Raw genomic sequence first — 22,059 nt, 5'->3', positions numbered from 1 at the left:
CGCCGGCCGGGGACGATTTTCGAAGGCGGGGGGTGACGTCGGGAGCGCCGACCCGATCTCTCGGCCAGCGAGACTCGGCCTTCTGCGCGGCACGCGCGCGGCGGGCCGTTTCGGGATCGGAGGATCGGGTGAGGCGGGCGAGCGCCGCCTGGCCGGCCGAGCCGCTGTCGAAGCGCAGGAAGCGGTAGTCGAACTTGTCGGGCGCAACCGCGCCGCGCTCCAGCCGGGCGACCTGGTCGGCGACCGACAGACGGGCCGGGTCGGCGATGGGGCTGAACAGCGCCAGGATCACCGCGATCTCAAGCACGGCGGTCCAGACGTTGGTGCGCTCCAGCGGCTGCATCCAATCCGTTCCCTTGCGCCAGAAGGGCTGCAGGGCGGCGAAGCCGTAGCCGCCCGCATAGGCGGCGCCGATGATCGCGCAGGCGAGGGCTATGATGCGGTCCGGGGTCAGCCCGTGCTGGCCGATACGCAGAGCCAGGCCCCAGAAGGCGATGACGACCAGGGGCGTCAGCAGCACGGAGGCGACCCGGACGGCGATGCGCAGGATCGCCGGCGGCAGGTTGTCGGCGCGGCCGTCCTGATAGGCGGTGTTGATCAGGATGATCAGGGCGGCGGCGGCCGACAAGACCAGGGCGGTGGCGCTGCCGGTCTCCCACAGGCCCTCCAGGCCGGTGAAAGGCAGGGCGGCCAGGAAGCCCCCGGCCAGGACGGTCATCAGCAGCAGCAGCCAGGACAGCAGCATCAGGGCGACGCTGCGGACGCCCCGGATCAGGCCGTCGCGGACGTCGGTCAGATGAACCGCCAGGGCGAAGGTCACGCAGGTGACCGGGATGGAGAACCAGTCCTGGGTGATCAGCTCGCGGAGGAACTCCAGGCCGATAACGTTGAACAGGGCCGCGCCCAGGAAGAGCAGCACCCACAGGGCGCCGGTGAATCCTATCGACAGAACCAGCTGGACGCCGGCTTTCCAGGCGGTGTCGAAATAGGTCGGGAAGGCCGCGATCCAGCGCCGCTCCATGTCGGCCGGAAGGACCAGGTGGTGGCCGATGAACAGGGCCGCCGCCGCGAACAGGGGCATGGGCATGTTCAGGAAGGGGGGATATTCGCGAGGGCCATAGCCGGGCGAGGCCGACTGGGACACCACGTTGTGCCAGCCCAGCAACGCCAGGAAGGCCGTGGCGCCGAGCGCCCAGAGCAACAGGGTCCGCCAGCGCATGCGGCCCACGCCGGCCAGCAGCAGGACCGGGACCATGACGAAGATCATCGCCAGCGGCCCGAACAGCTCCGGAACGGTGGCCGGCCAATAGTTGCGGAAACCGCAGTCGCCGCCCAATTCGCTGCACAGGGATCCGAAGGCCGAGGCCGACCGATACAACCACCACAGGGCGGCGCCCTGCAGCAGGCCGACCGCCAGCCGGAAGCCGATGACATGGGGCGATGCGGTTCGCCCCAGGCTGCTGCGGCCGGTGGCTTCGACGGCGTCGGTCATGGGCGTCCCTCCGTATCCCAGGGCGAAGGTTGCCCCAGAAGGTGAGGGGCGTCTCGGGGATTTATGGTGCAGACGCCGTGCAGGCGGCCCGGCGCTTGAGTTTCCCGCGGTTCCGTGTATAGAGCGCGCCTTCTCCGTCGGGACCTCGGTTCCGGCGGTCCTGTCCGAGAACTTCGGGGCGTGGGGGCCACCCATGCCGTAACTGTCAGAGAGCCCTCTGGCGCCGTGGGGAGATGGGGATGCAGACGACAGCCGTCGCCCGGTTTTCCGGGGGCACGGGGTTTGAGCTTCCTTCGGACAATACGACCGGCCTGAACGTCTCGCAGCGATGCGCAGACGCCTCAGCCAAATCCGTCGTCGGGAATAAGCCCGGCGGCGAATACCAGACTGGAGACCGCAATGGACCGCGCACAAAAAGCCGAGTCGATCGAAACGCTGAAGGGCGTTTTCGCCGACGCGGGCGCCGTGGTCGTGACCCACAACCTGGGTCTGACCGTTGCGGAAATGGAAGATCTGCGTGGACGCCTCCGCAAGGAAGGCGGCACGTTCAAGGTGGTCAAGAACCGCCTGGCGCTGAAGGCGCTCGAAGCCGAAGAGGGCAGCGACTACCACGGCCTGTTCAAGGGCCCCGTGGGCATCGCGTACGCCAACGATCCGGTGACGGCCGCCAAGGTCTCGTCCGAGTTCGCCAAGGGCAACGACAAGTTCGTCATCCTGGGCGGCTTCATGGGCGCCACGGTCGTGGACGCGAAGGGTGTCGACACCCTCGCCAAGCTGCCGTCGCTGGACCAGATCCGCGCTTCGCTGCTCGGCCTGCTCAACGCCCCCGCGACCAAGATCGCCGGCGTCGTGCAAGCCCCGGCGGGCCAACTGGCGCGCGTTTTCAACGCCTACGCCACGAAGGACGCCGCGTAAGCGGACCCAAGATCGATCATCTCTGCATACCTCTACTGAAACCCATCCTACCGAAGGAACTACCCTATGGCTGACCTCGCCAAGATCGTTGAAGACCTGTCGGCGCTGACCGTTCTGGAAGCCGCCGAACTCTCGAAGCTGCTGGAAGAAAAGTGGGGCGTCAGCGCCGCTGCTCCGGTCGCCATGGCCATGGCCGCTCCGGCCGCCGGCGGCGGCGACGCCGCTCCGGCCGGTGAAGAGCAAACCGAGTTCACCGTCGTCCTGACCGACGGCGGCGACAAGAAGATCAACGTCATCAAGGAAGTTCGCGGCGTCCGCTCGGACCTGGGCCTGAAGGAAGCCAAGGACCTGGTCGAAGGCGCTCCGCAGAACGTCGTCGAAAACGTCTCGAAGCAAACCGCCGAAGAGATCAAGAAGAAGCTGGAAGAAGCCGGCGCCAAGGTCACCATCAAGTAAGATGGGATCTGGCCTGTCGCCTTTCGGGGCGGCGGCTCGAACACTTCAGGCGGGCCGGGGAGCGATCCCCGGCCCGTTTTCCTTTGCGCTTCAGTCGAGGCGATAACCGACGACGTAGAGGTCCATCCCGCGGCCGGCGTCGCGCCGGGCCGAGAACAGCAGGCGGTCCGGCGCCGACCAGTCGATCATGGCGCCGTAGGTGTCCTGCGCGGGATCGTTGACCGGTTCGGGCAGGCGTTCGCCCGGACCGTAGGCCTGGTTCATCCGGAACGAGACGAACAGATCCACCCGGCTGGCCGCGAAGTCCGCCGCCCGGGCGAAGACGATCGTGCGGCCGTCGCGCAGGAAGGTGGCGTCGAACTCGTGGGCGGCGGTGTTGGCTCCGCCCGGCAGCGCCCGCGCGGCGCGAAACCGGACCGACCGCGCTCGGCGACATAGAGGTCGTGGCCGCCGGCGCCGCCCAGGCGGTCGCTGGAGAACAGCAGGCGGCGACCGTCCCCGGCCAGCATGGGGGCGAACTCGTCGCCCGGGCTGTTGACCGCCGGGCCCAGGGTCTCCACCGCGCCGAAGCGGCCGTCCCTGAAGGCGACGCGGTACAGGTCGGAGCCGCCGGCGCCGCCGGGCCGGTCCGAGCAGAAGAAGACAGTCCGCCCGTCCGCCGAGAAGGCCGGATCGAACTCCCGGGCGGGTGTTGAAAGCCACGGGGACGGCGGGAGACCAGCCGTCGGCGGTGCGGCGCGCCATCCAGATGTCGTAGCCGCCGGCGCCGCCGGGGCGGTCGCGGCTGAACCACAGGGCGGTGCGGCCGTCGGGGCTGAGGGTCAGGCGGATCTCGCCATGGGCCGTCGAGGCCACGCCGGGGGCGAAGACCTGGACCGCCGTGGTCGGGACGAAGCGGGGCGGGGCGTCCGCGGCGGTCAGCGGCAGGGCGAGGGCCAGGAGCCAGAGCGTCACGCCGCCCTCTCGAACTCGCTGACCCAGTTCACCTCCCAGTCCATGCCGTCGAGGGAGGACGCCTGCTCCCAGCGGGCCGAGCGAGGGGTGATGTGGGACCAGACCACCCGCTGCAGCACGCGCCGGCCGTCGATGGTCTCCTCGTTGCGGAAGACGCCGACGCCGTCGGCGAACCGGCCTTTCAGCGGCGGGCCGATGACCGAGGGCGTGCGCCCGTCCAGCCACCAGCTCAGCCAATCGCCCGACGCGGGGTCGAAGGCCCGGAGGCCGACGCCGCGGACCGGGCCGGAGGGGCGGTCGAACAGGTTGTCGCCGACGTTGCCCCGGCCGCCCAGCACCGGCCAGTTCTCCAGCGTCCCGCCGAAGGTCTCCCAGTCCGACGATCCGGCCAGGCGGGCCTTGAGGCGGCGATGGGCGACGCGCCAGCGGCCGACCAGGAAGTCGAAGTCCGGCGGGCGTCCGGCCTCGGGCGGGAAGGGCGAAGGCGTCGGCGAGGTGCGGGTGAAGGCGTTGGTCCAGTTGATCTCCCACGTCGCGCCGGCGTCGGGCGAGAAGGCCTGGTCCCAATGGGGGCGCGGGCCGTGGATGTCGTGCCAGCGGAAACGGACCTGGATGGGCCGGCCTTCGAAGACGTCCTCGCCCAGGAACAGGCCCTCTTCGCCGTCGAAGGTCCCCAGAACGGGCGGGTCGATGCGGGTGGGATTGCGGCCGTCCAGCCACCAGATCAGCCATTTGCCGGCGACGGGATCGAAGGCGCGTATCCCGGTGGCGCGATAGACGCCGCCGGGCAGGTCCAGGACGTTGTCGTCGATGGTGCCCAGGCCGCCCATGGTCAGCCAGACGGCGCTGCGCCCGGCGAATTCGTCCCACTGCGTGTCGCCGGCCAGGCGGCGGCGCAGGCGGCGGTGGGAGACGTCCCAATCGCCGACCAGCCACGCCCAATCCCGCTCGCGCCGGGCCGGGCGCCGCGCGGACGAAAGAGGCGCGCCGCCAGCGTCAGGCCGCCGCTCAGCGCGGCCAGCACGTCGCGGCGATCCGGTCCGGGGGCGTCGTGGGTCATGCTGCGTTCTCCGTTTCGCCGGTTCTGCGCCGCTGGTCCGCCGGGCGGGACGCGAAAGTCGGCGCACGACCCAAAGGCAGACTTGGGTAGGGCGAGGCCGTCGAGGATGGAGGGATAGGCGTCGCCCGCGCCTTCAGGCTAAGTCAGGCTTATGGTCTCGCGATTTCCGTCGTTGTCGTCGATCCGCGCCTTCGAGGCGGCCGCGCGGCTGGGCGGGTTCGCGCCGGCGGCGCGGGAGCTGGAGACCACGGCGGCGGCGGTGAGCTATCACGTGCGGCAGTTGGAGACCCAGATCGGGGCGGCCCTGTTCCGCCGCCCTGCCGCAACGGGTGGAGCTGACGCCGGCGGGGGAGACGGTGGCCGCCGAGGCGATCGCCGCCTTCGCCATGCTGCGGGCCAGCTTCGTGCGGGCGGCGGACATCGACCGGACGCAGCTGCGGGTCACGGCCCTGCCGACGCTGGGAACCAGCTGGCTGGCGCCGCGCCTGGGCCGGTTCCGGACGCTGCATCCCGAGTTGAGCGTCGATCTGGACCTGTCGGCGGAGGCCCGCGACCTGGCGGCCGAGGGGTTCGACGTGGCGATCCGCAACGGGCACGGGAAATGGCCGGGCCTGCGGGCGGTGAAACTGTTCCCCAGCGTCTTCGCCCCCCTGTGCGCGCCCGAGCTGCTGGCGGCGGCGAGGGGGCTGGCGGAGGGCCGGGCGGAGGTTCCTCTGCTGGGCGGCCGGACTGGTGGGCGATCTGGTTCAGGGACCAGGGGCTGGAGCCGCCGGCCGCGGACCGGTTCGGAACCCGGCTGTCGGCCGAGCACCTGGACATGGCCGCGGCGATCGCCGGGCACGGGGTCGCGATCGGGTCGCCGATCCTGTTCCAGGACGAGCTGGCGGCGGGCCGGCTGGCGCAGGCCCATCCCCACCTGGCCGGGGACGGGCGGGCGTTCTGGATCGTCTATCCGGCGGTGCGCGCGCTGGCGCCGAAGGTCGAGGCCTTCCGCGACTGGCTGCTGTCCGAGGCCGGAGGCTAGCTCCGGCGCGGCGCGAAGATGTCGGCCAGGCGGTCGCGGGTCCCCTCGATCCGGACCAGGCGCGGGTAGCGCAGGCCGTCGTGGTAGTCGAAGGAGACGGTGCGGAACTCGTCGCCGCGGCGCACGACCAGGACGATGGGTTCGGTTCCGCCCTTGGCGACGGTGACCGCCTCGCGCAGCGCGTCGGCCGAAGCGACGCGGTCGCCGACGGCGACCAGGTCCCAGCCGGCCCCCAGGCCCTGCTCGAAGGCCAGGCCGCCCCAGCGGACGCCGGTGATGCGGTTGGCGGAGCTGAGGGTGAAGCCCAGGGAGTACTGGAAGTCGTTGGCCCAACCGGACTGGATGCGCTTTTCGACAGGGTTCAGCGCATCGACGTAGGTCAGGCGCCAGCCGGCTCGCTCCAGACCGTCCAGGGGCGCCTCGGCGTCGGGGCCGACGGCGTCCAGGCGGGCGCGCAGGAAGGCCGCCCAGTCATGGGGGTGGACGGCGTTCAGAGCCTGGACCACGTCGTCGAAGGTGTAGGGCTTGGCCTCCCAGACCCCGTCATCGACGCCGAAGAAGGCTCGGGCGAAGTCGTCCAGCGACTTGCGGTCGCCGGTCTGCTCGCGGATCAGGGTGTCGGCGTCCAGCCAGATCAGCAGGGCCTCGCGGTAGTAGTCGCCGGTGCCGCGCATCCACGACGACCAGGGATTGGTCAGGCGGTAGCCCAGCAGGTTGTGATTGGTGGTGTCCTGAAGCGCCCGCCACCGGCGACCGGGCTGCTGGTCGTAGAAGCCGGCGACATCGGCGAGGTTGGCCACCGCCTCGTCCATCGTGCCCAGGCCCGAGCGCGCCGTCAGGACGTCGCCCCAGTACTCGGTCTGGCCTTCGTAGACCCACATCAGGCTGTTCTGGGTGGGGACGTTGAAGTTGGGGACGTATTCGTCGGACGGCCGGCGGAACTTGCCGTTCCAGCTGTGGGTGAACTCGTGCGGCAGCAGGGAGCGAGCGCCGTAGTCGGGGGAGGCCGACGAGAAGTAGGAGGGGCTGGCCGTATTCTCGGATGAGCGGTGATGCTCCAGCCCGATGCCGCCCATCTTGGACGTCAGGGCCAGCAGGAACTCGTAGTGGTCGAAGTGACGGGCGCCGAAGAGGCGGTCGGCCTGGTCGACCAGGGCTTCGTATTTCGCGACCCACTCGGGCGAGGCGTTCACGGAGGCGGCGGTGTCGCCGACCAGGTTCAGGTGCACCGGCGAGCGGCCGCCCGGATCGATGTCGATGCGGCGGTAGTGCTTGCCGGCGAACATCGGGCTGTCGGCCAGGTGCTCCAGCGAGATCGGGGCGAAGGTCGCGACATCGCCCTGGCGGCCCGTGGTGGTCAGGGCCACGCCGTAGTTCCAGCCCGCGGGCAGGCGCACCGAGGGGGCGAAGGTGATGCGGTCGTGGTTGTAGCCCGCGGGGTAGAGCAGGGCCTTCTCCCACTGCAGGTTGACCATCTCGGGCGTCATGACCACGCGCCACACCGCGTTGTCGGGCTGGGTCAGCCATTCGAAGGCGACCTCGATGGAGGTCACGCCCGCCGGGATGTCCAGGTGGAAGGCGTGAGGGTCGACGGTGTCGCGGATCCACTCGATGCGGCGGCCGTTCCCGGTGACGGTGACGCCCGAGACCAGCTGGATCGGGCCGGTGTCGGCGTGGTTGCCGGGAATGAATTTCGGATAGAGCAGCACCAGGTGGCCGGCCGAGACCGGGATGGTCTGGCGGGTGCGGACGACCTTGTGATCCAGGTCGGTCAGGTCGACCTGAATGCCGATGGTTCCCGGGTAGTCGCGGTCCTGCGGGGGCCGGAATCGGCGGCAGGGCGTGCGGCAGGCTGGTCGCGCCGGCAGGGGCGTGGCGGCCTGCGACGCCGGGACCTGGGCGAAGGCGCCCGAGGCGGTGGACGCGAGCAGGAGCGCGAGGGCGGCGGTGCGGATCATCGGGTCCTCGCGGTCAGCGGCGGCGGGGGGCGAGAATGTCGCCCAGGCGGTCGGGGGTTCCCTCGATCCGTTCGAGGTGCGGGTAGCGCAGGCCGTCGTGGTAGTCGAAGCGGAGAGTGCGGAAGCGCTCGCCGTTCTTGAGCATCATCTCGATGGGCGTGGCGTTCCCCTTGGAGGCGGTGATCGCCTCGGCCAGGACGGCGGCGCTGGCGGCGCGGCCGTTGACGGCGACGACCTCCCAGCCCGATCGCAGGCCCGCCTCGAAGGCGGGCGATCCCCAGCGCACGGCGGTGACGCGGTTCGACGTGTTCAGGGACAGGCCCAGGGAGTACTGAAAGTCGACGCGCCCGAGTTCGGCGTTCAGAGCCTTGGAGTAGTCGTTGGGCGTCTCGCGCCAGACCAGGCGGTAGCCGCCGCGCTCGACGCCGCCCAGCGGGCCATGGGCCTCGGGACCGACGGCGTCGAGGCGGGCGCGCAGGAACGAGGCCCAGTCGTTCGCCTGGACGCCGTTCAGCGTCGTGGTCACCTCGTCGAAGGTGTAGGGCGCGGGATCCCAGTTTCCGTCCTGGACGCCGAAGAAGGCCTTGGCGAAGTCGTCCAGCGACCGGCGGCCCCCGGACTGCTCGCGGATCAGGGTGTCGGCGTCGAGCCAGATCATGGCGCCTTCGCGATAGTAGTCCTCGCCGCGCTGGAAGCTGCTCCAGGGCTGGGGGCGGCGCTGGGCGATGATGGGGTCGTTGGTGGTGTCCTGCATCGCGCGCCAGGCGCGGCCGGGGTTGTCGTCGGCGTAGGTCGCGGCGGTGTTGGCCAGGACGTCCAGGGCCTGCTGCTTGGTCATCAGGCCCGCGCGGCGGTCAGGACCAGGCCCCAGTACTGGGTCTGGCCCTCGTAGACCCAGAGGAGCGAGTTCTGCAGCGGGGTGTTGAGGTTGGGGACCAGCTGGTCCGCCGGGCGGCGCCACTTGCCGTTCCAGGAATGGGTGTATTCGTGGCCCAGCAGGTCGCGGTCGGCGAGCGTGCCGGTCGGATCGGTGAAGTATTTCGGGTCGACGCTGTTCTCGGAGGAGCGCATGTGCTCCAGCCCGATTCCGCCCAGGCGATCGGTGACCGCCAGCAAGAAGTCGTAGTGGTCGAAGTGGCGGGCGCCGAACAGGCGGTCGGCCTGGCGGACCAGCTCGCGGTGCAGGGCGATGTGGGCGTCGGTGGCCGCCAGCATGGCCGGGTCGTCGGCGACGACGTTCAGGCGGACGGGAGAGCGGCCGCCCGGGTCGAGGTCGATCTGGCGGTAGTGGCGTCCGGCGAAGACGGGGCTGTCGGCCAGATGCTCGAGCGTGATGGGGGCGAAGGTGGCCAGGCCGTCCTGGAAGGAGCGGGTGTCCAGCGCCGCGCCGTAGTTCCAGCCCGCGGGCAGGCGCAGCGAGGGCTGGAAGGTGATCTGGCGGGAATAATAGCCGGCCGGATAGAGCAGGGCCTTTTCCCACTGGATGTTCAGCATCTCGTCGGTGACGACGACGCGGCCCTGGCCGCTCTCGATGGGGGTCAGCCATTTGAAGGCGACCTCTACGGCGGAGACCCCGGCGGGGACCTCGACCTGGAAGGCGTTGGTGTGAAGGGTGTTGCGGACCCAGGGCAGGGTCCGGCCGCCGGCCGTGATCCTGAGGTCGGCGACGTCGTCGACGGGCCCGACGGGGCCGTGGGCGCCGGGGATCCACTGCGGATAGAGCAGGATCAGCGGGCCGGGGCCGGTGACCGGAATGGTCTGCCGGACCGAGACGATGCGACGCTCGATGTCGGTGGCGTCCACCTCGATGCCGATCACACCCGGGTAGGCGGCGTCCCGCGGGGCGGGGATCGGCGCCAGGGCCACGGGCAGGGCGGGGGCGGCGATCTGGCCAGCGCCGGGACGGAGCCGATGAGCAGGGCGGCGGCGCTGGCGGCGGCGAGCAGGCGGGCGGCGGAACGCATCATCGGGACTCGTCGGATGGTCAGGGGGCGGCAGATCACGACGCGGGGGCCTGGGGGTCAACCCGGCCGGGGACGCAGCGCATTAAATCCCTGTCATGTTCCCGGCCCGGCTCGAGAGGGAATGGAGGACGGCGCCTTCGGTGCTAGCTTCGCCGTTTTCCGGCGTTTCCCCTCGGAGGTCGCGTGCGTTCCAAGATCCTGCTGACCAGCCTGGCCGCCGGCGCGGCGCTTCTGACCGCCTCGCCCCTGGGCGCGCAGGAGGCCGCCCGGCCGGACAGGCTGGTGGTCGAGACCGGGGGACGTGGACCGGTTCTACGCCCTGTACGACGCCGCCGGCGGGCGGCCGACGGCGGAGCAGCTGCAGGCCTATCTGGATCAAGGCTCGGAGGGGTTGAGGCATCTGGTGCGGCTGCGCAACGTCACCGGGACGCGGATGGCCGAGGCGATGACGAACCGGCCGGAGATCTACGTCGAGGCCCGTGAATGCGTCACCGTGCTGCCGCGGGTCCGGGGGCGGGTGACCGAGGCCCTGGATCGCCTGAAGGCGCTGTATCCCGAAGCGAAGCTGCCGCCGGCGACCTTCGCCATCGGGCGCGGTCGGCCGATCGGGGTGGGCAGCCCGGTCACCGGCATCCAGATCGGGCTGGAGGCGCTGTGCGCCAGCGACTTCATCAATCCCGACGTCGAGGACCGGTTCGTCCGGGTGCTGGTGCACGAGTTCGTGCACGTCCAGCAGGTCGAGGCCCTGGTCGACAACGAGACGCCCACGGTGCTGGAGGTGTCGCTGATCGAGGGGATCGCCGAGTTCGTGACCGAGCTGGTCTCGGGCGACGGGGCCTATGCCTATCTGGATCCGCTCGTGGCCGGGCGCGAGGCCGAGATCGAGACGGCCTTCCTGGCCGACATGGACAAGCGGGACCTGTCGGCCTGGGCCTACAACTCCACGCCGGAGAAGCCGGGCGACCTAGGCTATTGGGTCGGGTACCGGATCGCCAAGGCCTACTACGTCCAGGCCGCCGATAAGCGGCAGGCCCTGGCCGAGATGCTGCGGATGACCGACGCCAAGGCCTTCCTGGCGGAAAGCGGCTGGCGGCCGGGATCTTTGGGCTGAGTATCTACAATCCGCCGTCATTCCGGGGCGCTCGAAGCGCGAACCGGGGACCCAGGAGGTCCCGTCGGCTGAATGATGCGCCGCCGACGACGAAGGCGCACTCCTGGGTTCCGGGTTCTTCGCTGCGCGAAGCCCCGGAATGACGAGGAGCGCGGTCAGACGGCCGGCTTCACTTCCAAGAGCTCGACGGTGAACAGCAGGGTCGAATCGGGCGGCAGCTCGTCGCCGCCGACCCAACGCTGGCCGTAGCCGAGCGAGGCGGGGATCACGAACTCGAACTTTTCGCCCTCGCGCATCAGGGCGACGCCCTCGGTCCAGCCCTTGATGACGCGGTTCAGCGGGAACTCGGCCGGCTCGTTGCGGTCATAGCTGCTGTCGAACTGGCGGCCGTCCACGAAGGTCCCGCGGTAGTGGACCTTGACCGTATCGGTCGCGGCCGGCTGGCGGCCCTCGGGACGGGCGGGGCCGACGCGGCGGTACTGCAGTCCGCTCTCGGTCGTGGTCCAGCCCCGGCGGGCGCCGTTGATGCGAAGATACTCAAGATTGCCGGCGGCCCAGCCCTCGGCCGTGCCCGTGCCCAAGGCCGCCTGGGGAGCGGCCGGCGCAGGGTCGCCCGCACACGCCGCCAGGCCAAGGCCGGTCGCCAATAGGGCAGTTACAACAAGGTGTTTCATAGCGAACCTAGTGTTTTTCCTAACCCTCTGTTCAGAGATTCACGGTACGTTGAATTTCGTCGATAATGAGGGAGGATGACATGCGCGCTTCCCATGCCCGCCTGTCTTTGTTGGAGTTGGTCGACCGTTTCAGAGCTTTGCTGAACGAGCAACCCAGTTCGCGGACCGAAATCGAGATCGCGGACGATTGCGACCTGACGGAAACGGAAATTCTCGAGTTCAAGACCATGTCCCAGTCGGACGCGGCCATGAAGCTGTCGGTCATCGCCGACGGTCTGAGCGGCGGACTGCGATCCGACGGCAAGGACGTCATGGCCTTGCGGGAAGTGTCCGCCTGGCTGTTCGCCGCCGTGAATGTGCAGAAGCAGGCGGTCGAAGCCCTGGCGGATCGGTCTCGGCTGGTCGGACGCGCCTGAACCCTCCGTCCGTCTCCGCGAGGGGCGGGGGCGGACGGACCGTTCCGTGCGGCGGGATCGGCGGACGGCGCGGGCGTCGAGGCGCGCCCGCGAAAATTAGCCGACGCCGGTCTTTATTTCGCCGCCAAAGCGAGTATATCAGCGCGTTCCGCTAACTCCGTCATGAGTCCGCGCGAAAGCGCCGAGGCCCGGTTTGTCGCCCTCCGACCGGTGCGAAGGCGCGCTCCTCCCCAAGGGAGCCCTACATTTCAGGCGTCCTGGAGCCGAAAGGCCCGAGGGTGGACGCCGAAACCGATGGTCACGGGTCGCCGTCCGGCGGGCCGTGGCTGCTGCATTTGAAGCCAGCTGCCCGGCTGGCATTGGGAAGACAGAATGGCCAAGTCCAAAGCGGAGCTCACCGTCAACGGTCAGTTCCTCACCGCCACCTCGTTCACCGGCAAGAAGCGCATCCGCCACTCGTTCGGCCGCATCCCGGAAGCGGTGCAGATGCCGAACCTGATCGAGGTTCAGCGCGCGTCGTACGAGCAGTTCCTGCAGCGCGAGGGCCGGCCGGGCCAGCGCTCGGACGAGGGCATCGAGGCGGTCTTCAAGTCGGTCTTCCCGATCAAGGACTTCAACGAACGCGCCATCCTGGAATACGTCTCGTACGAGTTCGAGGAGCCGAAGTACGACGTCGAGGAGTGCATCCAGCGCGACATGACCTACGCGGCTCCGCTGAAGGTCAAGCTGCGCCTGATCGTGTTCGAGATGGACGAAGAGACCGGCGCGCGCTCGGTCAAGGACATCAAGGAGCAGGACGTCTACATGGGCGACATCCCGCTCATGACGGACAAGGGCACCTTCATCGTCAACGGGACCGAGCGGGTGATCGTGTCCCAGATGCACCGTTCGCCGGGCGTCTTCTTCGACCACGACAAGGGCAAGACGCACAGCTCGGGCAAGCTGCTGTTCGCCGCCCGCGTCATCCCGTACCGCGGCTCGTGGCTGGACTTCGAGTTCGACGCCAAGGACATCGTCTACGTCCGCATCGACCGCCGCCGGAAGCTGCCGGCCTCGACCTTCCTGATGGCCCTGGGCATGGACGGCGAGGAAATCCTCAAGACCTTCTACGAGACCGTGCCCTACGAGAAGCGCGGCGAGGGCTGGGTCACGCCGTACAAGCCCGAGCGCTGGCGCGGGGTGAAGCCCGAGTTCGACCTGATCGACGCCGACACCGGCGAGGTCGTGGCTCCGGCCGGGACCAAGATCAGCGCCCGCCAGGCCAAGAAGCTGGCCGACAACGGCCTGAAGTCGCTGTCGCTGGCGGCCGACGCCCTGCTGACCAAGTACCTGGCCGCCGACGCGGTCAACTACGAGACCGGCGAGATCTACGCCGAGGCCGGCGACGAGCTGGACCAGGCCGCGATCAACCTGCTGGAAGAGCAGGGCTTCACGACCATCGACGTGCTGGACATCGACCACGTCACGGTCGGCGCCTACATGCGCAACACCCTGCGCATCGACAAGAACACGGGCCGCGAGGACGCGCTGTTCGACGTCTATCGCGTGATGCGTCCGGGCGAGCCGCCGACCCCGGAAGCCGCCGAAGCCATGTTCCAGTCGCTGTTCTTCGACAGCGAGCGCTACGACCTGTCGGCCGTCGGCCGGGTCAAGATGAACATGCGCCTGGAAAGCCCCGAGGTCTCGGACGAGATCCGCGTGCTGCGCAAGGAAGACGTGCTGAAGGTCCTGCAGATCCTGGTCGGCCTGAAGGACGGCCAGGGCGAGATCGACGACATCGACAACCTGGGCAACCGCCGGGTCCGCTCGGTCGGCGAACTGCTGGAGAATCAGTACCGCGTCGGCCTGCTGCGGATGGAGCGCGCCATCAAGGAGCGCATGTCCTCGGTCGATATCGACACGGTGATGCCGCACGACCTGATCAACGCCAAGCCGGCCGCCGCGGCCGTGCGCGAATTCTTCGGTTCGTCGCAGCTGTCGCAGTTCATGGACCAGACGAACCCGCTGTCGGAAATCACCCACAAGCGCCGCCTGTCGGCGCTTGGGCCGGGCGGTCTGACGCGTGAGCGCGCGGGCTTCGAAGTCCGCGACGTGCACCCGACCCACTACGGCCGCATCTGCCCGATCGAGACGCCGGAAGGCCCGAACATCGGCCTGATCAACTCGCTCGCCACCCACGCGCGGGTGAACAAGTACGGCTTCATCGAGAGCCCGTACCGTCGCGTGAAGGACGGCAAGGCCCAGGACGAGGTGGTCTACATCTCGGCCATGGAAGAGGCGAAGCACGTCATCGCCCAGGCCAACATCGAGCTGAACAACGGCGAGATCGTCGAGGACCTGGTCCCCGGCCGGATCAACGGCGAATCCCAGCTGCTGACCAAGGCCGACGTCGACATGATGGACGTGTCGCCCAAGCAGGTCGTCTCGGTCGCCGCGGCGCTGATCCCGTTCCTGGAGAACGACGACGCCAACCGTGCGCTGATGGGCGCCAACATGCAACGCCAGGCCGTGCCGCTGGTCCAGTCGGACGCGCCGCTGGTCGGCACCGGCATGGAAGCGGTCGTGGCCGTCGACTCCGGCGCCGTCGTGGTCGCCCGTCGTGACGGCGTCGTCGAACAGATCGACGGCACCCGCATCGTCGTGCGCGCCACCGGCGACCTGGACGCCGGCCGCTCGGGCGTCGACATCTACCGCCTGTCGAAGTTCCAGCGTTCGAACCAGTCGACCTGCATCAACCAGCGCCCGATCGTGCGCGTGGGCGATGAGGTGAAGGCCGGCGACGTGATCGCCGACGGCCGTCGACGGACCTGGGCGAACTGGCCCTGGGCCGCAACGCCCTGGTCGCGTTCATGCCCTGGAACGGCTACAACTTCGAAGACTCGATCCTGATCTCGGAGCGCATCGTGCGCGACGACGTCTTCACCTCGATCCACATCGAGGAGTTCGAGGTCATGGCCCGCGACACCAAGCTGGGGCCGGAAGAGATCACCCGCGACATCCCGAACGTCGGCGAGGAAGCCCTGCGCAACCTCGACGAGGCCGGCATCGTGGCGATCGGCGCCGAAGTCCAGCCGGGCGACATCCTGGTCGGCAAGGTGACGCCGAAGGGCGAAAGCCCGATGACTCCGGAAGAGAAGCTGCTGCGCGCCATCTTCGGCGAGAAGGCTTCGGACGTGCGCGACACCTCGCTGCGCCTGCCGCCCGGCGTCGCCGGCACCATCGTCGACGTGCGCGTCTTCAACCGCCACGGCGTCGACAAGGACGAGCGCGCCATGGCGATCGAGCGCGCCGAGATCGAGCGCCTGGGCAAGGACCGCGACGACGAGCTCAAGATCCTGGAGCGCAACGTCTATGGCCGCCTGAAGCCGCTGATCCTGGGCAAGAACGCCGTCTCGGGTCCGAAGGGCCTGGGCCGCGGCGAGGTCACCGAGGAGAAGCTGGCCGAGCTGTCCAAGGGCCTGTGGTGGCAGATCGCCCTCGACGACGAGAAGGCGATGGGCGAGCTCGAGGCCATGAAGAAGCAGTTCGAGGACGCCCGCAAGGCGCTGGACCGCCGCTTCGAGGACAAGGTCGAGAAGCTGCAGCGTGGCGACGAACTGCCCCCGGGCGTGATGAAGATGGTCAAGGTCTTCGTGGCCGTGAAGCGCAAGCTTCAGCCGGGCGACAAGATGGCCGGCCGTCACGGCAACAAGGGCGTCATCTCCAAAATCCTGCCGATCGAGGACATGCCGCACCTGGAAGACGGCACCACCGTCGACCTGGTTCTGAACCCGCTGGGCGTGCCGTCGCGCATGAACATCGGCCAGATCTTCGAGACCCACCTGGGTTGGGCCGCCGCGGGCCTGGGCAAGCAGATCCAGGGTCTGCTGGAAGCCTGGCAGCAGGGCGGTCAGAAGAAGGCGCTGATCGACCACCTGCAATCGATCTACGGCACGGAGACCCCGCTGCCGGAGTCGGAAGAGGAACTGGTCGAGCTGGCCCGCAATCTCTCGAAGGGCGTTCCGTTCGCGACCCCGGTCTTCGACGGCGCGCACATCAACGACATCGAGGACCTGCTGGAGAAGGCCGGTCTGGATCGCTCGGGCCAGTCGGTCGTCTACGACGGTCAGACCGGCGAGCAGTTCAAGCGTCCGGTCACGGTCGGCTACATCTACATGCTGAAGCTGCACCACCTGGTCGACGACAAGATCCACGCCCGCTCCATCGGGCCGTACTCGCTCGTCACCCAGCAACCGCTGGGCGGCAAGGCGCAGTTCGGCGGCCAGCGCTTCGGCGAGATGGAGGTGTGGGCGCTGGAAGCCTACGGCGCCGCCTACACCCTGCAGGAAATGCTGACGGTGAAGTCCGACGACGTGGCCGGCCGCACCAAGGTCTACGAGGCGATCGTCCGCGGCGACGACAGCTTCGAGGCGGGCATCCCCGAGAGCTTCAACGTTCTCGTCAAGGAAATGCGCTCGCTGGGCCTGAACGTGGAGCTGGAGAACTCATAAGCGAAGCCAACGGTCTCCTCCCCCCTCTGGGGGAGGTGGCCCGGAGGGCCGGAGGGGGAACCTCCGCACGGTCGAAAGACCCCCTCCGTCGGCTTCGCCGCCACCTCCCCAGGAAGGGGGAGGAGAGCTCTCCACCCTTTGAGATTTATCGCGGCTCCCCCGCCGCAGAAGGAACCAAGATGAACCAGGAAGTCCTGAACATCTTCAACCCGGTCCCGGTCACCCCGACCTTCGACCAGATCCGCATCGCCCTGGCCTCGCCGGAGAAGATCCGGTCGTGGTCGTTCGGCGAGATCAAGAAGCCGGAAACCATCAACTACCGCACGTTCAAGCCTGAGCGTGACGGCCTGTTCTGCGCCCGTATCTTTGGCCCGACCAAGGACTACGAATGCCTGTGCGGCAAGTACAAGCGCATGAAGTACAAGGGCATCATCTGCGAGAAGTGCGGCGTCGAGGTCACCCTGGCCCGCGTCCGCCGCGAGCGGATGGGCCACATCGAGCTGGCCAGCCCGGTCGCCCACATCTGGTTCCTGAAGTCGCTGCCGTCGCGCATCTCGCTGATGCTGGACATGGCGCTGAAGGACGTCGAGCGGGTCCTGTACTTCGAGAACTACATCGTCACCGAGCCGGGCCTGACGCCGCTGAAGCAGAACCAGCTGCTGACGGAAGACGAGTTCTACCGCTACCAGGAAGAGTTCGGCGATGACGGCTTCACCGCCGAGATCGGCGCCGAGGCCGTGCGCAACCTGCTGATGGGCATCGACCTGAACCAGGAAGCCGAAAAGCACCGCGCCGAACTGGCCGACAACCCGTCGGAAATGAAGGCCAAGAAGGCGTCCAAGCGCCTGAAGCTGATCGAGGCCTTCCTGGAGAGCGGCAACAAGCCGGAGTGGATGATCCTGACGGTCGTGCCGGTCATCCCGCCGGAACTGCGCCCGCTGGTGCCGCTGGACGGCGGCCGCTTCGCCACCTCGGACCTGAACGACCTTTACCGCCGGGTCATCAACCGGAACAACCGCCTGAAGCGCCTGATCGAGCTGCGGGCGCCGGACATCATCATCCGCAACGAAAAGCGGATGCTGCAGGAATCGGTCGACGCCCTGTTCGACAACGGCCGCCGCGGCCGCGTGATCACGGGCGCCAACAAGCGTCCCCTGAAGTCGCTGGCCGACATGCTGAAGGGCAAGCAGGGCCGCTTCCGTCAGAACCTGCTGGGCAAGCGCGTCGACTATTCGGGCCGTTCGGTCATCACCGTGGGTCCGGAACTGAAGCTGCACGAGTGCGGCCTGCCCAAGAAGATGGCGCTGGAGCTGTTCAAGCCGTTCATCTACGCGCGCCTGGACGCCAAGGGCCTGTCAGGCACCGTCAAGCAGTCCAAGCGCATGGTCGAGCGTGAGCAGCCGCAGGTCTGGGACATCCTGGACGAGGTGATCCGCGAGCACCCGGTTCTGCTGAACCGCGCGCCCACGCTGCACCGTCTGGGCATCCAGGCGTTCGAGCCGAAGCTGATCGAGGGCAAGGCCATCCGCCTGCACCCGCTGGTCTGCACCGCGTTCAACGCCGACTTCGACGGCGACCAGATGGCCGTTCACGTCCCGCTGAGCCTCGAGGCCCAGCTGGAAGCGCGCGTCCTGATGATGTCGACGAACAACATCCTGTCGCCCGCCAACGGCAAGCCGATCATCGTGCCGTCGCAGGACATCGTCCTGGGCCTGTACTACCTGTCGCTGGTCAAGGACGGCGAGAAGGGCGAGGGCAAGCTGTTCGCCAACATGGGCGAGATCGACGCCGCGCTCGACGCCAAGGCCGTGACCCTTCACACGAAGATCAAGGCCCGCTGGACCGAGATGAACGCGGCCGGCGAGATCGTCACCAAGGTGATCGACACGACCCCGGGCCGGATGAAGCTGGGCGCGCTGCTGCCGCACAACCCGAACATCGGCTACCGCCTGCTCGAGAAGAACCTGACCAAGAAGGAGATCGGCAACCTGATCGATCAGGTCTATCGGCACTGCGGTCAGAAGGCGACGGTCATCTTCGCCGACCAGATGATGCAGCTGGGCTTCCGCGAGGCGGCCAAGGCCGGCATCTCGTTCGGCAAGGACGACATCGTCATTCCGGCCGCCAAGGCCGGCCTGGTGGCGGACACCCGCACCCAGGTCGAAGAGTACGAGCAACAGTACGCCGACGGCCTGATCACCAAGGGCGAGAAGTACAACAAGGTGGTCGACGCCTGGGCCAAGGCCACGGACAAGATCGCCGACGCGATGATGGGCGAAATCGCCCAGCCGCGCGTGCTGCTGAAGGGCCAGAACCCGGACATCAACTCGGTGTTCATGATGGCCAACTCCGGCGCCCGCGGTTCGCAGGCGCAGATGAAGCAGCTGGGCGGCATGCGGGGCCTGATGGCCAAGCCGTCGGGCGAGATCATCGAGACGCCGATCATCTCGAACTTCAAGGAAGGTCTGACCGTGCTGGAGTACTTCAACTCCACCCACGGCGCCCGCAAGGGTCTGGCCGACACCGCGCTGAAGACCGCCAACTCGGGCTATCTGACCCGCCGTCTGGTGGACGTGGCGCAGGACTCGATCGTCACCGAGGAAGACTGCGGCTCGACCCGCGGCATCACCCTCAGGGCGGTGGTCGAGGGCGGCGACGTCCTGGTCTCGCTGGGCCAGCGCGTCCTGGGCCGTTATGCGGCCGAGGACATCAAGGAGCCCGGCACGGACACGGTCATCTTCCCGGCGGACACCTATCTGCAGGAAGAAGAGATCGAGGCGATCGAGGCCGCCGGCGTCCAGTCGGTCAAGGTCCGCTCGGCCCTGACCTGCGAGGCCGAGGCCGGCATCTGCGGCATGTGCTACGGCCGTGACCTGGCCCGCGGCACCAACGTCAACATCGGCGAAGCGGTCGGCGTCATCGCCGCCCAGTCGATCGGCGAGCCCGGCACCCAGCTGACGATGCGGACCTTCCACATCGGCGGCACCGCCCAGGTGGCCGAGACCTCGTTCTTCGAGGCGACCAACGCCGGCAAGGCCAAGATCGTCGGCCCGACCGTCAAGGCGGCGCACGGCGACCTGGTGGCGCTCAGCCGCAACGTCGTCGTCACCGTGGTCGTGGACGGCAAGGACCGCGAGACCCACAAGGTCCCGTACGGCGCCCGCATCCGCGTCAAGGACGGCGGCGACATCGCCAAGGGTCAGCGTCTGGCGGAGTGGGACCCCTACACCACCCCGATCCTGACCGAAGTGGCCGGTACGATCCGCTTCGAGGACCTGGTCGAGGGCCTGTCGGTCCGCGAGGAAACCGACGAAGCCACCGGCATCGCGCAGCGCGTGGTCTCGGACTGGCGCGCCAGCCCCCGCGGCTCGGACCTGCGTCCGGCCATGGGCGTGACCAACGGCGACGCCTACGCCAAGCTGGCCTCGGGCTCCGACGCCCGCTACCTGCTGCCGGTGGGCGCGGTTCTGTCCGTGTCGAACGGCGACGAGGTCAAGCCGGGCGAGATCATCGCCCGCGTTCCGACCGAAGGCGCCAAGACCCGCGACATCACCGGCGGTCTGCCGCGGGTGGCCGAGCTGTTCGAAGCCCGTCGTCCGAAGGACTGCGCGGTCATCGCCGAGATGGACGGCCGCGTCGAATTCGGCCGCGACTACAAGAACAAGCGCCGCATCAAGATCACCCCGGAAGTCGACGCCAACGGCGTCCAGGGCGAAGCGGTCGAGTTCCTGATCCCGAAGGGCAAGCACATCTCCGTCCACGACGGCGATCTGATCCAGAAGGGCGACTACATCATCGACGGCAACCCGGATCCGCACGATCTGCTGCGCATCCAGGGCGTCGAGGCGCTGGCCGAGTACCTGGTCAACGAAGTGCAGGAGGTCTACCGACTGCAGGGCGTGCCGATCAACGACAAGCACATCGAGGTGATCGTTCGCCAGATGCTGCAGAAGGTCGAGGTGCTCGACTCGGGTGAAACCACCCTGATCCGTGGCGACACGGTCGAGGTGGCCGAGGCCGCGCTGGAGAACGCCAAGGTCGAGAAGCGCGGCGGCCGCCTGGCCGTCACGCAGCCGGTCCTGCTGGGCATCACCAAGGCGTCGCTGCAGACCCGCAGCTTCATCTCGGCGGCGTCGTTCCAGGAGACCACCCGCGTCCTTACCGACGCCTCGGTCAACGGCAAGCGCGACACGCTGGAAGGCCTGAAGGAGAACGTCATCGTCGGCCGGCTGATCCCGGCGGGCACCGGCGCCTACCTGCGGTCGCTGCAGAAGATCGCCAACGAGCGCGACGCGGTCCTGACCCAGGCCCGCGAGGACCTGGTCGAGCCGCTGCCGGCCGATCTGGCCCTGGAGCTGGAGCAGTCGGAAGGCTGATCCGGTCCTGTGGATTGAACTGAAGGGGCGGCTCCGGCGACGGGGCCGCCTTTTTCTTTGGCGCGCCCCGCGTTCCGAGGATCGTCAGGCTTGGCTATTGGCGTAAGGTCGCTTGAACGACGCAGGCCCGCATGACTCGAGAGACCGTCGCCCCGCCGCATCCGATCCCGCCGCTTTCGCTCCGTCACGCGGCGGCGGCCCTGGTGGTGCTGGTCGCCTATACGGCCGTGCTGATGGCCGCGCGCGGCGACTTGTTCGTGGCGGCGTTGACGGGCGGGGTGGCCAACACCGTCGCCGTGGTGCTGCCGGGACTGGCGGCGAGGGCCCTGATCCTGCGGTGGATCGTCGGCCGGGCGCCGCCGGCGACGGCGCTGGGCCATCTGATCGTCGGCTTGGCCTTCGTTCTGCTGGCCTATTGGCTGCTGCTGGTTCTGCTGGGCCTGATGTACGGAGTGTCGGCGACGGAGTTCGACGTGAGGCCGTTCGATCCGCGCGCCATGGCCTGGCAGACGCTGCAGAACGCCACGACCTACGGACTGGTCGCCGCCCTGGTCCATCTGGAGGCCCGACCTCCGGCCGGGGTCGTCGCCGGGGTTCGAGGAGAGGCGCCGGAGGCCGCGGAGGCCAGACCGGGCGAGCTGTCCCGCTACTTCATCCGAACCGGCGACGACCTGCGCCCGATCGAGGTGGCCGCCATCGTCAGCATCGCCGGAGCCGACGACTATGCAGAAGTCCGCACCCTTTCGGGCGCGCACCTGGTGCGGATGACCCTTTCGGAGTTCGAGGCCTCGCTGGATCCGGAGCGGTTCGTCCGGGTGCACCGGTCCCACATCGTCAACCTGGACCGCGTCGCCAAGGCCGAACCGGCGGGGAACGGGCGGCTGCTGCTGCACATGGAAAGCGGCGAGATCATCCAGGCCAGCCGGGCGGGTTCGCGGCTGCTGCGCGACCGGGTCCTCTAGCCGAGACCCTCTGTCGGTTCGCCGACAGGGCGCGTCGGCCAGCCGCATTTTCCGAAGCCGGGGCCCCGCCGCCGCTATCGGTGGGCGATCACTTTCGGGGATCGGAATCGATGAAGCTGCGCGACCTTGTGCTGGCCGCCGTCCTGTGGGGCGGCTGCGCGCCGGCCTTCGCCCAGGGGGCCGACGCCGTCGGCCAGGCCTACGCGG

At 68.7% G+C, this 22,059-nt stretch carries 11 protein-coding genes and 4 pseudogenes; 9 read left to right on the top strand and 6 right to left on the bottom strand.

Going from position 1 to position 22,059, the window contains the following annotated elements; translation table 11 throughout:
• Positions 1-1,492: DUF4153 domain-containing protein (locus AC2W7C_RS01310; protein WP_485999821.1), on the bottom strand; the 1,492-nt coding region annotated here is incomplete at its 3' end.
• A gap of 399 nt (positions 1,493-1,891) precedes the next feature.
• Between AC2W7C_RS01310 and rplJ the strand changes: the two genes are divergently transcribed.
• Positions 1,892-2,407 (top strand): 50S ribosomal protein L10, encoded by a 516-nt coding sequence (rplJ, locus tag AC2W7C_RS01305; RefSeq protein ID WP_485999820.1) that lies wholly within the window; start codon positions 1,892-1,894, stop codon positions 2,405-2,407.
• A 66-nt stretch (positions 2,408-2,473) separates the two neighbouring features.
• Complete coding sequence (gene rplL / locus AC2W7C_RS01300) at positions 2,474-2,863, top strand: 50S ribosomal protein L7/L12 (RefSeq protein WP_485999819.1); 390 nt, start codon at positions 2,474-2,476, stop codon at positions 2,861-2,863.
• 90 nt (positions 2,864-2,953) lie between these two features.
• On the opposite strand, the gene AC2W7C_RS01295 is transcribed toward rplL, so the two are convergent.
• Both AC2W7C_RS01295 and AC2W7C_RS01290 read right to left on the bottom strand, forming a co-directional pair.
• On the bottom strand, positions 2,954-3,817 hold the full coding sequence (locus AC2W7C_RS01295) for a hypothetical protein (RefSeq protein WP_485999818.1): 864 nt from the start codon (positions 3,815-3,817) through the stop codon (positions 2,954-2,956).
• Entirely contained in the window at positions 3,814-4,647 is an 834-nt protein-coding gene (locus AC2W7C_RS01290; RefSeq protein WP_485999817.1) for a hypothetical protein, read from the bottom strand. The genes AC2W7C_RS01295 and AC2W7C_RS01290 overlap by 4 nt, the downstream gene beginning before the upstream one ends.
• A gap of 381 nt (positions 4,648-5,028) precedes the next feature.
• Here AC2W7C_RS01290 and AC2W7C_RS01285 point away from each other — a divergent pair.
• Both AC2W7C_RS01285 and AC2W7C_RS01280 read left to right on the top strand, forming a co-directional pair.
• Positions 5,029-5,181 (top strand): annotated as a pseudogene (locus tag AC2W7C_RS01285) (LysR family transcriptional regulator); the annotation flags it as partial.
• Positions 5,182-5,263: 82 nt separating this feature from the next.
• A pseudogene (locus AC2W7C_RS01280) lies at positions 5,264-5,901 on the top strand (LysR substrate-binding domain-containing protein).
• On the opposite strand, the gene AC2W7C_RS01275 reads toward AC2W7C_RS01280, so the two are convergent.
• Together AC2W7C_RS01275 and AC2W7C_RS01270 are read right to left on the bottom strand one after the other, a co-directional pair.
• Complete coding sequence (locus AC2W7C_RS01275; protein WP_485999816.1) at positions 5,898-7,859, bottom strand: M61 family metallopeptidase; 1,962 nt, start codon at positions 7,857-7,859, stop codon at positions 5,898-5,900. The pseudogene AC2W7C_RS01280 and the gene AC2W7C_RS01275 overlap by 4 nt on opposite strands.
• Before the next feature lie 13 nt (positions 7,860-7,872).
• Positions 7,873-9,662 (bottom strand): annotated as a pseudogene (locus AC2W7C_RS01270) (M61 family metallopeptidase).
• 462 nt (positions 9,663-10,124) lie between these two features.
• Here AC2W7C_RS01270 and AC2W7C_RS01265 point away from each other — a divergent pair.
• Positions 10,125-10,934 carry a gliding motility protein GldB-related protein gene (locus AC2W7C_RS01265; protein WP_485999815.1) on the top strand — a complete coding sequence of 270 codons (810 nt, stop codon included), beginning with the start codon at positions 10,125-10,127 and terminating at the stop codon, positions 10,932-10,934.
• A gap of 155 nt (positions 10,935-11,089) precedes the next feature.
• Here AC2W7C_RS01265 and AC2W7C_RS01260 read toward each other — a convergent pair whose 3' ends face one another.
• Entirely contained in the window at positions 11,090-11,515 is a 426-nt protein-coding gene (locus AC2W7C_RS01260) for an FKBP-type peptidyl-prolyl cis-trans isomerase (protein ID WP_485999814.1), read from the bottom strand.
• A 173-nt stretch (positions 11,516-11,688) separates the two neighbouring features.
• Between AC2W7C_RS01260 and AC2W7C_RS01255 the strand changes: the two genes are divergently transcribed.
• The 4 genes and pseudogenes from AC2W7C_RS01255 to AC2W7C_RS01240 all read left to right on the top strand — a co-directional run bounded on the left by AC2W7C_RS01255 (position 11,689) and on the right by AC2W7C_RS01240 (position 21,852).
• Positions 11,689-12,024, top strand: a complete 336-nt coding sequence (locus tag AC2W7C_RS01255) for a hypothetical protein (RefSeq protein WP_485999813.1) — start codon at positions 11,689-11,691, stop codon at positions 12,022-12,024.
• A gap of 372 nt (positions 12,025-12,396) precedes the next feature.
• Positions 12,397-16,514: pseudogene (gene rpoB / locus AC2W7C_RS01250) on the top strand (DNA-directed RNA polymerase subunit beta).
• A gap of 179 nt (positions 16,515-16,693) precedes the next feature.
• Positions 16,694-20,890, top strand: coding sequence for a DNA-directed RNA polymerase subunit beta' (gene rpoC, locus AC2W7C_RS01245; protein WP_485999812.1), 4,197 nt, complete (start codon positions 16,694-16,696; stop codon positions 20,888-20,890).
• Positions 20,891-21,021: 131 nt separating this feature from the next.
• Positions 21,022-21,852 (top strand): LytR/AlgR family response regulator transcription factor, encoded by an 831-nt coding sequence (locus tag AC2W7C_RS01240; protein WP_485999811.1) that lies wholly within the window; start codon positions 21,022-21,024, stop codon positions 21,850-21,852.
• Positions 21,853-22,059: the final 207 nt, after the last annotated feature.

This window comes from Brevundimonas sp. CURTG3B2_SDJG (genome assembly GCF_057364705.1).
Note: the sequence above shows the minus strand (reverse complement) of the source record. Positions and strands in the feature narration are given on the sequence as shown.

Coding starts and splice junctions, on each gene's coding strand:
- rplJ (WP_485999820.1), top strand. CDS start 1,892: ATGGACCGCGCACAAAAAGCCGAGTCGATCGAAACGCTGAAGGGCGTT.
- AC2W7C_RS01290 (WP_485999817.1), bottom strand. CDS start 4,647: ATGGGCGGCCTGGGCACCATCGACGACAACGTCCTGGACCTGCCCGGC.
- AC2W7C_RS01240 (WP_485999811.1), top strand. CDS start 21,022: ATGACTCGAGAGACCGTCGCCCCGCCGCATCCGATCCCGCCGCTTTCG.
- rpoC (WP_485999812.1), top strand. CDS start 16,694: ATGAACCAGGAAGTCCTGAACATCTTCAACCCGGTCCCGGTCACCCCG.
- AC2W7C_RS01275 (WP_485999816.1), bottom strand. CDS start 7,859: ATGATCCGCACCGCCGCCCTCGCGCTCCTGCTCGCGTCCACCGCCTCG.
- rplL (WP_485999819.1), top strand. CDS start 2,474: ATGGCTGACCTCGCCAAGATCGTTGAAGACCTGTCGGCGCTGACCGTT.
- AC2W7C_RS01255 (WP_485999813.1), top strand. CDS start 11,689: ATGCGCGCTTCCCATGCCCGCCTGTCTTTGTTGGAGTTGGTCGACCGT.